Origin of the sequence: Ruegeria sp. ANG-R (assembly GCF_000813985.1) — a bacterium.
In the GTDB taxonomy this organism is placed as follows: domain Bacteria; phylum Pseudomonadota; class Alphaproteobacteria; order Rhodobacterales; family Rhodobacteraceae; genus Ruegeria.
In genome coordinates, this window is record NZ_JWLJ01000027.1 from 16,502 (window position 1) to 27,933 (window position 11,432).

The window sequence follows — 11,432 nt, forward strand, 5'->3', positions numbered from 1 at the left end:
GTAGCTCAATTTTGAGGAGATTCACGTATGAGCATAGACAAAGACCTTTTGGACCGGCTGATGGAAGGGCGTGCGCCCGGCGACCTTTTCGGCAAGGAGGGCATTCTTTCCGAACTGACCAAGGCGCTTGCGGAACGAGCGCTCAGCACCGAGTTGGACGAACATCTCAGCGAAGAGCGCGCGCAGGAGCCGCCTGAAGGTCACAACCAGCCCGCCAATCGCCGCAATGGCAGCAGCCAGAAGACTGTGGCCACGGACGCCGGCAAAGTGGTTCTGGACATTCCGCGCGACCGGAACGGGACTTTTGACCCGGTTCTGATCGCCAAGTATCAGCGCCGCTTTCCGGAGTTCGACACCAAAATCATCAGCATGTACACCCGCGGCATGACGACCCGGGAAATCCAGGGCCACATCGAGGAGATTTACGGTTTTGACGCATCGCCCAGCTTGATCTCGGCCATCACCGATACCGTGATGCAGGAGGTGACGGCCTGGCAGAACCGTCCGCTTGAGCCCTGCTATCCGGTCGTGTTCATGGATGCGATCCGGGTCAACATCCGCAGCGACGGCGCGGTCTCGAACAAGGCGGTCTTCGTGGCCCTGGCAATCCAACCGGACGGCACACGGGACGTTCTGGGCTTGTGGTTCCAGGCCAATGAAGGGGCAAAATTCTGGGCCAAGGTGCTGAGCGATCTGCGCAACCGGGGCGTCCAGGACATCCTCATCGCCGTGGTGGACGGCCTCAAGGGCTTTCCTCAGGCCATCGAGGCGGCCTTCCCCCGAACCCAGATCAGAGTATCCGTCCGTTTAAGTCGGGGTTTATAGCACCTTTGCGGTCACGACGACTTCAATCAGGCAGCCTTCATCAAGGTCTACGCCGACACAGGCGCGCTGTGGCCAGTTTTGTTCGGGTCCAACCCATTCGATCCAGACGGTATCCATTTGTGGTTTCTGCCTGACATCTGCGAGATAGACGGTCGCTTGCAGCAGGCCCGCGTGCCCGCTCCCCGCCCTTTCAAGGATGCGTGTTAGCTCGGCCAGGGTGTTTTTTGTTTGCTCGATAATATCATCAGCGCAATATGGGTCTGTAGCAACAGCATAGACCTTCCCGTCAGATACAACAGCTTCGCATCTGCCCAATCCTTCGTACGGGAAGCGCTTTATGGTCATTGCAACTCTCCTTTTTGGATGATTGCAGTCGCGCTTGTCTGCTGACTTCTTGGAGTTGAGGGGGCAAAGTTCCACGGCATGAGTTCATCGATGCGGTTGATCTTGTGATCTGGGAGGCGTTCGAGCACCCATGTGAGCCAGGCTTGCGGATCGACGCCATTCATCTTAGCGGTCTCGATAAGTGTGTAGGCGATGGCAGCCGCTTTACCGCCACCGACAGAGCCCATGAAGAGATAGTTTTTACGACCCAGGCTCACGGGTCTGAGTGACCGCTCGCATGTGTTGTTGTCCAACTCAAGCCGCCCATCTTCAAGGTAGCTCCGAGCCTTTGGCATCCGGTTTAGCGCATAGCGGATTGCGTCTGCCAACTTGGTCTTGCCCGAGATCCTTGGCAGTTGGGCCTGTAGCCACGCTTCCAGTTCATCGAAGATCGGCTTGGCCTTTTTCTGGCGCAGAGCGACACGATCTTCCGGCGTTTTGCCTCTGGCTTTCTTCTCAACAGCGTAGAGCTCTGCGATCTGCATGATCGCCTGCTTGGCGATATCCGCGCCGGTGCGCTCGACCTCGTCTACAAACTTGCGGCGGACATGCACCATGCAGGCTTGTTCGCCAGCTTTGTCTTCACCAAACAGCCCATTGAAGCCTGCAAAGCCGTCCGCGTGCACGGTGCCGGTATAGCCGGAGAGGTGATTGACCGGGTGCTCGCCCTTGCGGTCGATGCTAAACTGATACCAAGCGCAGGGCGGAGCATCCCCACACCATGGGCCCTCATCGCGCACATAGCTCCAGAGCCGCGCAGTCTGGGTCTTCTTTGGCTTCAGCTTGCTTTGCAGTTTGACCGACGTGTCGTCAGCAAAGAGGGCGGGGCCCGCCCTGACCAGCTTGCCGATATGATCAGCCAGTGGTTCCAGCAAGGCCGTGCTGCGCCCCACCCAATCGGTCAGCGTGGAGCGGTGCAGATCGACCTTCTCACGAGCGAAGATTTTGGATTGCCGATCCAGCGGCAGATGATCGCAATATTTGCCGACTAGGACGTGGGCCAGAAGGCTCGGGCCGGGGCGGCTTCGTTCAATCGGGCGCGACGGCAGCGGAGCCTGAGTGAATGCCTCACAGCATGTGCAAGCCATACGGGGGCGGATGATGCGGCGCACAACAAAGCGGCCTGGAATGTACTCCAACTCCTCAGTGATGTCCTCGCCGATCTGGCGCAGGGAACCGCCGCAATTATCGCATTCCTCCCCGACAGACAAAACCTCGTCTTGTCGGTCCAGATGGTCGGGCAGTGCTTTGCGGCTGTGCTGGCGTTTGGACGGTGTGCTATCAGCTTCAGCGGGTTCGCTCTTCTGAGCTTCTGCCGCGGCTTCAATCTCGACATCTTCCGCCAGATCGAATGACAGTTGATTGAGGCTCTCGGAATTGGAGCCAAACCGCGCCTTGCGATGGCCATGAAGTTCGGCCTTCAGCTTCTCATTCTGGTAGGTCAGCGATTGCACCTCAGCCATCAAACGTTCACTGACGACCCGCAGTTCAGCGGGGTCTTCTGGTAATTGTTTGAGAGCGTCTAACATACGGTTGGATATAACCCATTGCAGCAAAAAGGTGAATCGCCAAGCGCCTGATCGCGCAGATAAATGGGGCTACCCGGTGCTCAGGGGCCGCCATGTCTTCTTTGGCATCCGCCAGTCGATCCCTTCAAGCAGCATTGATAACTGCGCAGCTGTCACGTTGATCTTACCATCCTTGGCAGCAGGCCAAACGAACCGCCCGCGTTCCAGCCGTTTGCTGAACAGGCAGGCGCCCTGGCTATCCCACCAGATGATCTTCAATAGATCACCCCGACGTCCCCGGAATACAAACAAATGACCCGAATAGGGGTCTTCTTCCAATACCTTCTCAGCCTGCGCCGCCAACGTGTTGAACCCACGCCGCATATCCGTGACACCCGCCGCCAGCCATACACGCGTGTTGCTCGGAACCGGGATCAAACAATCAACCCTTCAACCAAGGCCAATACCGCAGACAACGTCGTGGTGCCTTCTACCAGTATCCTACGCCCGTCCGACAACGTGATCTCCACACGCTGCGCTGAAAGTGGTGTATGCAATGCAGACTGAACGATGGGGGGATGGGTCGAACCAGGCAGCGATGCAACGCGTTCAATCTCAACCGGCAAAAAGCCAGAGCCCTCATCGTCAACAATTCCCTCAGCCACTTCCGGCGCAAACCGAGGATCCTTCAGCCATTTGTGGATCAGGTTCGTATTCATCGAATACCGACGCGCAACTTGTGCTATCGAAATCCCAGGCACAGACGCCTGTGCGCAAATCGACCGCTTCTCCTCATCCGACCAGAAACGGTTCTTCTGACCCTTCTTCCCCGCCATAATACACCTCAAGATGTCCACTAACCTCGGTGGACATCTTTAACACTCTCTCACCACCCTCCGTCAGAGCACCAACACCGGACGGTTACGATCCAGACCTGTATTGTCCATCTGCTGCGCCATTTTCCATGAGCTTTGCCAGCTACAAGGACCGCAAGGCCGTCGCCGCGGCTCTGAAAGCGGTCTATACGGCCGTTGATGCCGCGGCGGCCGAAGCCGCGCTAACCTAATTTGAAGACAGCAATCTGTCAAAGCGCTATCCGGCCATAGCGCCGAGCTGGCGGCGGGCGTGGAATGAAGTCATACCGTTCCTTGATTACCCGCCCGAGGTGCGCCGACTGATTTACACGACAAATGCCATTGAAGCGCTGAACTCGAAAATCCGCCGCGCGGTTCGAACCCGCGGCCACTTCCCCAGCGATGAGGCGGCGGCCAAGTTGATCTATCTGGCGCTGAATGCTACCTCAGCGGAGTGGAAGCGCTCGGTCCGCGAATGGCATGCGGTGAAAAGCCAGCTCGCCATCATGTTCGAGGAACGCTTCCCATTGGCGTAAGTAAAGGTGCCAGGGCACAAAATTCCGCACAGTCTCTGGGCCTACCATAACGGCGTGACGCTCGACTTTTCCCGCCCTGGCAAACCGACCGACAATGCCTTTATCGAAGCGTTCAACTCAAAGTCCAGGGCAGAATGCCTGAACACGCATTGGTTCCTGTCGCTGTCGGATGCTTGCGAAAAGCTGGAGAATTGGCGTAGACACTACAACTCTGCTTCATTGCGCCCATCTTTCTATGTTGTTGAAGAAAATAGGTTTTGCTGATCCGGGTGCGATACCTCGGGGTATTTGGGGTTTTGTCGAGCCCGTTTCTTGAGTTGTTGTGCCTTCGTTTTTGACAGTTCTACGCGCTCAAAAACCCATGGCCCATCGGCAAGCGGGTGGTCTGCATTGATATCACCTGCTTCTGCTGCCAACCGCAATGTTTTTGGCGATACTCCGATCAGTTTTGCGGCGCCAGAGAGATTGAGCCACGGGTCAAGACCATTGGGTTCGGGCTTGTATACCGGGATCTTGCGGTAGGACCGCAATGCCGTGACTCGCTCCCTGGTCCAGCGGTTGCCATTTCCTGTGGAGAGCCCGTTCCGGTTCAGAACGCCGGCGATGACATCGTCGCTGGCGATCCGCGCAAGCTGGCGGACGGCCTCGACAACATCCGGCGGTGTTGCATTGCGCTGTCCGCGGCGGCGTTTTGGCAGGTGGATTTCCGTATGTGCGCCACCGGCCCAATGAACCATCAAAACGATCTCGGAGGCATCATCATCAAGATCTGCAACCACTTCCCGGATCACCGTGCGAACGATGCGCTTCTTCAACCTGGCATCGGTGGCCGGCGCGAACCAGACGCGTTCGAGATCCGCCCCCAGAGCCGCCAGGTCTTCTACCGGCAGCGTGGTCCCGTTCGGGCTGACCTCGTCATGGTGAACGATCTTGTTCTCGATCTCCTGAACCTGCTGAAGTGCCCGGTTCCACCGGGCTTCCAGTTCGGCGGTCACGAGGCGGTTCTCGGGATCGGATGCATCATACTGCCGGAATGCCCGATCAGTCGCGTATTGAGCCGCCTCCAGGTCACGGCAAAGCGCATCGCGGACTTGATCCCGCTGGATCGAGGCTTGCCTGGCGGCAACTTCTGCGGCGGCAATGGCGCCGGGTCTGACTACCTGCAAAAGCGCCTGTTCAATGGCATCGTCGACCCGCAATCCGCCGAAGGCAATGCAGCGCGCTTCGCCGTTGTCCAAAAGGCCGCGCCAGCAGGAGTAACGCGGGATGTCATGCTTCTTGCCGGTATAGCGAACCGTAAGCTTGCGGCCGCAGCGTCGGCAACGCAGCAGCCCGGCCAGGAGGGCAGAGCCATGTTTAGCCGCGCCATGATGTCGGCTCTGAGGAACATTGTTACTGACCATCTTACGGATCGCCTCTGCCCGTTCCCAACTCACATAGCCTTCATGTGCGCCCGGCTTCAATGCCAGCCAGTCGTCACGATCCTTCCTGCGAATGGCGGTTGCACCGAACCCTGCCGCTGCCTGGGTCTTGCCATAGGCATAGGCCCCGCCATAGGCCGGATTGACGATCATGCGATGGATGGTGGCGTATGTCGGCCGTCGCCAGATCACTTCACCCTGTTTGCGCAAGCTGGGCAATTCAAGGCCATGTTCGAGGAACCACATGAGGGCCTGCCGCGCGCTCCCCAGCTCGGCGACCTTGTCGAAAACCAGGGATATGGCCTTTTGCACGCGGCGGTCCGGGTCCTTCTCAAGCCGGTCCCCGGCTTTTACGAATCCGACTGGGGCAGCGACGACAAGTTCGCCGCGCCGTGCTTTCTCGTGGCGGGCAGCGAGGGATCGTTGTCGGAGAAGGTCGAGTTCGTATTCGTTCAAGCTGCCCTTCAGGCCCAGAAGAAGCCGGTCATTGCCATCGCGCGGCGCATAAACCGTTTCCTGGTCGATCAGCACCGTGTCGACGACGCGGCACATCTCTATGAGGTGCTGCCAATCCCGGCTATTGCGCGCAAAGCGGGACACTTCACGCGCTGCGACGGCGCCGACCTTACCGAGACAAACATCGGCGATCATCCGGTCAAAGCCTTCCCGAGCGACACCACCCGCCGCAGAACGGCCGAGATCGTCATCCACGGCCTCGATCCGGCTCCAACCCAAGTCCGCCAGCCGCTCCCGCATGGCATATTGCAGGGCGCTGCTTTCCGCGCCTTCAGATCACGAGGCCAGCGTCGATGGCCCCGCTGCCCGACCAATACATCAATGTCATTGAGAAACGACGTTGAGTGCTCCATTGAGAAACTCCCTGAAAACTATCACTCAGGCTGGAATCTCAAATCACAAACCAAAACAGAAGGTGGGGCCAAAGCTCCGCTTACCTTGTTGAGACAGAACGGCAAGAAAGTGTATGTGTTCAGAGGGGCGCAGACGCGCCATTACGGTGACTTTTCATTCGAACTTTACGAGCCAGCCGAATCCTTGATCGATCCTGGCGTACCAGCCAACACTCCCGAGTAACGGGACCGGAGCAAGCTGATCCCGGCGATCATTACATTTTTGCCGGGATCAAGCTATTGTGGGCTGCTCCACTCAGAGGAATAAGAAATCCTCTTCCGTCAGATCGGCCGCGATTGTGTTACTGAGCGTAACACTATCTGCCGAACTGTATTCGATCAGGGTGTGATTACCTTCTTGCGTGATATTCAGGTCGTTGAACTCCAGGCCCCGGAACAGAACCTGGTCACTCCCGTCTGCAAAGTCGGAGATTGTGTCGTGTCCATCCCCAATCGCGAACTCAAAATTGTCATCCTCAAGCCCACCTGTGAAGATTTGATCGGAGGCATCACCCACCAGCGCATCCTCCCAACCGCGCGTGCCGAGTACCGTGGCTCGCCCGGCCTGGTCGCTGAGTGCCTTGTCGTGAATCTCTGTCTCGTCCAGAACACCGTCAGCAAAAATGATCTCGCTGATCCGATTAGAGCTTTCTTCACCAAGGCGGAACTGGTCCTTCACCCGAACGATACCACCATCGGCAAAGTCGATGAGTAGATTGCTGTCGCCATTCGTGCGGAAGCTGACATCAGCTCGCTGGAAGCTCGACAGATCGAGGGTATTGAAGCCCTTTCCATCCTGTATGGTATCGTTGCCGTGGCCGAGACGGTAAACATAAGTGTCATCGCCTGCCCCACCCAGAAGCTGGTCATTGCCGGCTCTGCCGATAAGAACGTCATCCTCCCCCGTACCTCGGAGCTTGTCTTTTCCTGTTGTTCCACGAATTGCCGGAGCGTCATTCACCGCTTCAACAGTCAGCGTGAATTCGGAAAAAGCTTCAGCCATTCCATCGCTAGCGGAAACTCTAAGATCTATTGCTCCGGTGAAGCCTGTGGGAGACGTACCGTTGAACTGGCCGGTTGCCGTGTCAAAGCTAAGCCACTCAGGTAAGGTCGATCCGTCCGCCAGGGATGCAGAGAGCAACAATGCGTCGCCATCAACATCCGTGAAGGCGCCCTCAGGCACAATGTACTGCCACGCCTGATCTTCCTTTATTCTGTGATCACTCAGCGCCTGCGTCAAAGTTGGAGCGTTGTTCACAGCGATAATGGTCAGTGAGAAATCAGAAAATGCCTCAGCCGCCCCGTCACTGGCCGTGACCCTGAGATCAATGGTTCCATCGAAGCCTTCTTCTGGCGGCGTGCCGCTGAACTGGCTGGTTGCTGCATCAAAGCTGAGCCACCCGGGTAAGGTCGACCCATCCGTCAGGGTCGCGGAGAGCAACAATGCATCACCATCAGCATCCGTGAAGGTATCTTCTGGCAGCGTGAAACTCCAGTTTGTTCCTTCGTCTGTCTGCTGGTCTTCGATAGTGGACGCAGCACTTGGAGATCGGTTCAGAAGGTCTTCCGGATCAAACAAGACGCCATCGAATTCGAGCATCTCGACATTTGTAAGGAAGTCCACGTCACCGCTGCGCTTGTCGCGAATGGTCAGACCATTTCCCGATCGGGAAACCGTGTAGTGTTCAGGGGCATCCGCATAAACGGCCAGATCTTCGCCATAGCCTCCATCCAGCCTGTCGTTACCGCCCGCTCCGAACAGGATATCATCCCCATAGTTTCCGTTCAGGGTCTCGTCCGATGCATCGCCTTCCAGCGTGTCACCCCATCCATAGGTACCATAGACCGTGGCATTGCCGCTCTGATTGGCAAGTGCCTTGGCATGAATGGCAACCTCATCCAGGGTTCCGTCCGCAAAGATGACTTCGCTTATGCGGTTGGTTTGCTCTGCGTTCCTATAGAGTTGGAAGTGAACCCGGACAGTTGCGCCATCGGCAAAATCGATGAACAGATCATAGCCTCGCTGATCTGTACGGAAATTGACATCGGCCGTATTGAACGTGGAGAGGTCGAGCCTGTTGACGCCCTGCACATCATCAATTGTGTCATTTCCATCGCCGAGACGGTAGACATAAGTGTCGTCCCCATGCCCGCCTTCAAGCCGGTCGTCACCCCCCCCGCCAATAAGGGTGTCGTCCCCGTAATTACCCTTGAGGATCTGATTTGTGTCATCGCCCTTCAGCGTATCAACCCATCCATATGTGCTGTATATAGTGGGGTTTCCAACCTGATCGGTTAGCGTCTTTACGTGAATGGCTGCCTCATCCAGGGTTCCGTCCGCAAAGATGATTTCGCTGATACGGTTGGTTCGTTCCGCGCTCAAATAAAGTTGGTAGTTCAACCGGACTGTAGCCCCATCGGCAAAATCGATGAGCAGATCAAAGCCGGAGGTGTCAGTTCGGAAACCGACATCAGCCATGTTGAACGTGGAGAGGTCAAGCGTGTTGAAGCCGTAAAGGTCGTCAATCGTGTCATTGCCGTCCCCCAAGTAGTAAACATAGGTGTCATCCCCGTGCCCACCTTTAAGTCGGTCGTCACCTCCTCCGCCAACAAGGGTGTCGTCACGGTAATCGCCTTCAAGGGTCTGGCTTGTGCCATCGCCCTCCAGCGTATCTGCCCATCCATAGGTGCCGTATATGACCGCATTGCCGCTCTGATCGGCAAGCGCCTTGGCGTGAATACCAGCCTCATCGAGAGTGCCATCCGCAAAAATGATTTCGCTGATACGGTTGGTGTCCTCCGCGTTTTTGTAGAATTGTCTACTCAGACGAACAGACGCCCCATCGGAAAAATCGATGAACAGGTCGTGCCCATGCCTATCTATACTGAAGCTGACATCGGATAAGTTGAATGTTGAGAGATCAAGGGTATTGAAGTTGTATTGGTCATCAATTGTGTCGTTGCCATCGCCCAGACGGTAGACATAAGTGTCATCCCCATGCCCGCCTTTAAGCCGGTCGTCACCCCCTCCTCCAATAAGGGTGTCATCCCCAGAATGGCCATCAAGCCGATCATCGCCGCCTCCGCCGATCAGAACGTCATCCCCGCTGTAACCCTTTAGGGTCTGGTCTGAGGCATCGCCTTCCAGCGTATCATTCCATCCATAGGTGCCGTATATGACCGCATTGCCGCTCTGATCGGCAAGTGCTTTGGCGTGAATTGCAACCTCGTCGAGGGTTCCATCCGAAAACACAACTTCGCTGATACGGTTTGAGTCATCAGCATGATCAGAGAATTGCCCAGCAACACGAACTGATGCGCCGTCCGCAAAGTCGACGAATAGATAATAACCGTCCGGACGGAAGTTGACATCAGCGGCGCCGAATGCAGAGAGGTCAAGTATGTTGAAGCCGAACTTGTCATCGATCGTATCATTGCCATCACCCAACCGATAGACATAGGTATCATCTCCGTACCCGCCTTCAAGCCGGTCTTCACCATCTCCACCGGCTAAGGTGTCGTCTCCATATCCGCCTTCAAGTCGGTCTTCTCCACCTCCGCCAGCTAGGGTGTCATCCCCGTATCCCCCGTCGAGCGTGTCGTTTCCACCTGCTCCGATAAGATGATCATCCCCGTCATAACCCTCAAGGATCTGATCTGAATCATCGCCTTGCAGCGCATCATTCCAACCGCGGGTACCATATACGGTAGCATTGTCGCTCTGATCGGTTAGCGTCTTGGTGTGAATACCTGCTTCATCCAGCGTGCCATCCGCAAAGATGGCCTGACTGATGCGGTTGGTATCCTCCGCGTTTTCGTAGAATTGCCTGCTCAGACGAACTGATGCGCCGTCCGCAATGTCGATGAACAGGTCGCTCCCATACCTATCTGTACGGAAGCTGACATCAGACATATGGAACGTTGAGAGATCAAGGGTATTGAACCCATATCGGTCATCAATCGTGTCACTGCCATCCCCCAAACGATAGACGTAGGTATCATCTCCGTACCAGCCTTCAAGCCGATCATCGCCCCCTCCGCCGGTTAAAGTGTCATCCCCAAAGTTTCCGTTCAGGGTCTGGTTCGATGCATCGCCCTCCAGCGTGTCGTTCCAACCCCGGGTACCAAATACGGTAGCATTGCCACTTTGATCGGCGAGCGCCTTGGCGTGAATACCTGCTTTATCCAACGCGCCATCCGCAAAAATGATCTCACTGATGGGGTTGGTATCCGCCGCGCTACTGTAGAGTTGTCTGCCCAGATGAACAGTCGCGCCGTCCGCAAAGTCGATGAACAGGTCGCTCCCAGATCGATCTGTACGGAAACCGACATCGACTACGTTAAACGCTGAGAGGTCCAGCGTGTCGAGGCCGAATGGATCGCTAATCGTGTCATTACCGTCGCCCAAACGATAGACATAGGTATCATTTCCGTACCTGCCTTCAAGCAGATCATCGCCCAGACCGCCGATCAGAATGTCATCACCGATTGTACCACGTACTCTGTCATTTCCGTCTGTTCCCTCAATAGTCGGAACAACGTCCTTGGTCTCGATGGCCAGCGTGAAGTCCGTGGAGACCTCAGCTGTTCCGTCGCTGGCGGTCACCCGCAGATCAACCGTGCCCGTGAAGTCCTGCGGCGGGGTACCGCTGAACAAGCGGGTCGCGGCATCAAAGCTCAGCCATGCAGGCAGAGCGGACCCATCCGCCAGGCTGGCCGAGAGCGTCAGGTCATCGCCATCGGCATCCGCAAAGGCGCCCTGCGGCAGCGTGTACTGCCAAGCCTGATCTTCCTGAACGCTCTGATCGCCCAGCGTCTGAACTACAATCGGTGCGTCATTCTCAGCGGCAACAGTCAGAGTGAGGTCGGAGAATATCTCGGCGGTTCCATCACTTGCAGTGACACGCAAGTCAACCGTGCCCGTGAAGTCCTGCGGCGGGGTACCACTGAACAAGCGGGCCGCAGAATCAAAGCTAAGCCATGCGGGCAGAGCCGA

The 11,432-nt window shown here is 56.6% G+C and carries 6 protein-coding genes and 4 pseudogenes; 3 read left to right on the forward strand and 7 right to left on the reverse strand.

From position 1 onward, the window contains the following. Positions 1-27: 27 nt before the first annotated feature. Positions 28-795 (forward strand): annotated as a pseudogene (locus tag RA27_RS22775) (IS256 family transposase); the annotation flags it as partial. A gap of 24 nt (positions 796-819) precedes the next feature. Here the strand turns inward: RA27_RS22775 and RA27_RS22780 are convergent. The 4 genes from RA27_RS22780 to RA27_RS22795 all read right to left on the reverse strand — a co-directional run bounded on the left by RA27_RS22780 (position 820) and on the right by RA27_RS22795 (position 3,553). Then, a complete protein-coding gene (locus RA27_RS22780) occupies positions 820-1,170 on the reverse strand; it encodes a Rid family hydrolase (protein ID WP_052265471.1) in 351 nt (116 codons plus the stop codon). Continuing rightward, a complete protein-coding gene (locus tag RA27_RS22785; protein ID WP_241484142.1) occupies positions 1,167-2,672 on the reverse strand; it encodes an IS66 family transposase in 1,506 nt (501 codons plus the stop codon). The genes RA27_RS22780 and RA27_RS22785 overlap by 4 nt, the downstream gene beginning before the upstream one ends. Positions 2,673-2,807: 135 nt before the next feature. Then, the gene (tnpB, locus tag RA27_RS22790; protein WP_039544495.1) at positions 2,808-3,155 is read right to left on the reverse strand and encodes an IS66 family insertion sequence element accessory protein TnpB; all 348 of its coding nucleotides are present in this window, start codon (positions 3,153-3,155) and stop codon (positions 2,808-2,810) included. After that, positions 3,152-3,553, reverse strand: coding sequence for a transposase (locus RA27_RS22795; RefSeq protein WP_039544499.1), 402 nt, complete (start codon positions 3,551-3,553; stop codon positions 3,152-3,154). Before RA27_RS22795 ends, tnpB begins: the two co-directional genes overlap by 4 nt. A gap of 90 nt (positions 3,554-3,643) precedes the next feature. Between RA27_RS22795 and RA27_RS22800 the strand changes: the two are divergent. Together RA27_RS22800 and RA27_RS23960 are read left to right on the forward strand one after the other, a co-directional pair. Continuing rightward, positions 3,644-4,107 (forward strand): annotated as a pseudogene (locus RA27_RS22800) (transposase); the annotation flags it as partial. 33 nt (positions 4,108-4,140) lie between these two features. Next, positions 4,141-4,317 (forward strand): annotated as a pseudogene (locus RA27_RS23960) (transposase); the annotation flags it as partial. A 23-nt stretch (positions 4,318-4,340) separates the two neighbouring features. On the opposite strand, the gene RA27_RS22805 reads toward RA27_RS23960, so the two are convergent. The 3 genes and pseudogenes from RA27_RS22805 to RA27_RS24935 all read right to left on the reverse strand — a co-directional run bounded on the left by RA27_RS22805 (position 4,341) and on the right by RA27_RS24935 (position 11,426). Continuing rightward, a complete protein-coding gene (locus RA27_RS22805; protein WP_241484143.1) occupies positions 4,341-5,840 on the reverse strand; it encodes a recombinase family protein in 1,500 nt (499 codons plus the stop codon). Positions 5,841-5,969: 129 nt separating this feature from the next. Beyond that, positions 5,970-6,284, reverse strand: a pseudogene (locus RA27_RS24825) (recombinase family protein); the annotation flags it as partial. Positions 6,285-6,692: 408 nt separating this feature from the next. After that, the gene (locus RA27_RS24935; RefSeq protein ID WP_275451360.1) at positions 6,693-11,426 is read right to left on the reverse strand and encodes a putative Ig domain-containing protein; all 4,734 of its coding nucleotides are present in this window, start codon (positions 11,424-11,426) and stop codon (positions 6,693-6,695) included. Between the last annotated feature and the right edge of the window lie 6 nt (positions 11,427-11,432).

What these genes read in the sequence shown, in the direction of transcription:
- RA27_RS22780 (WP_052265471.1), bottom strand. Translation starts at nt 1,170, where the DNA reads ATGACCATAAAGCGCTTCCCGTACGAAGGATTGGGCAGATGCGAAGCT.
- RA27_RS22795 (WP_039544499.1), bottom strand. Translation starts at nt 3,553, where the DNA reads ATGGCGGGGAAGAAGGGTCAGAAGAACCGTTTCTGGTCGGATGAGGAG.
- RA27_RS22785 (WP_241484142.1), bottom strand. Translation starts at nt 2,672, where the DNA reads ATGGCTGAGGTGCAATCGCTGACCTACCAGAATGAGAAGCTGAAGGCC.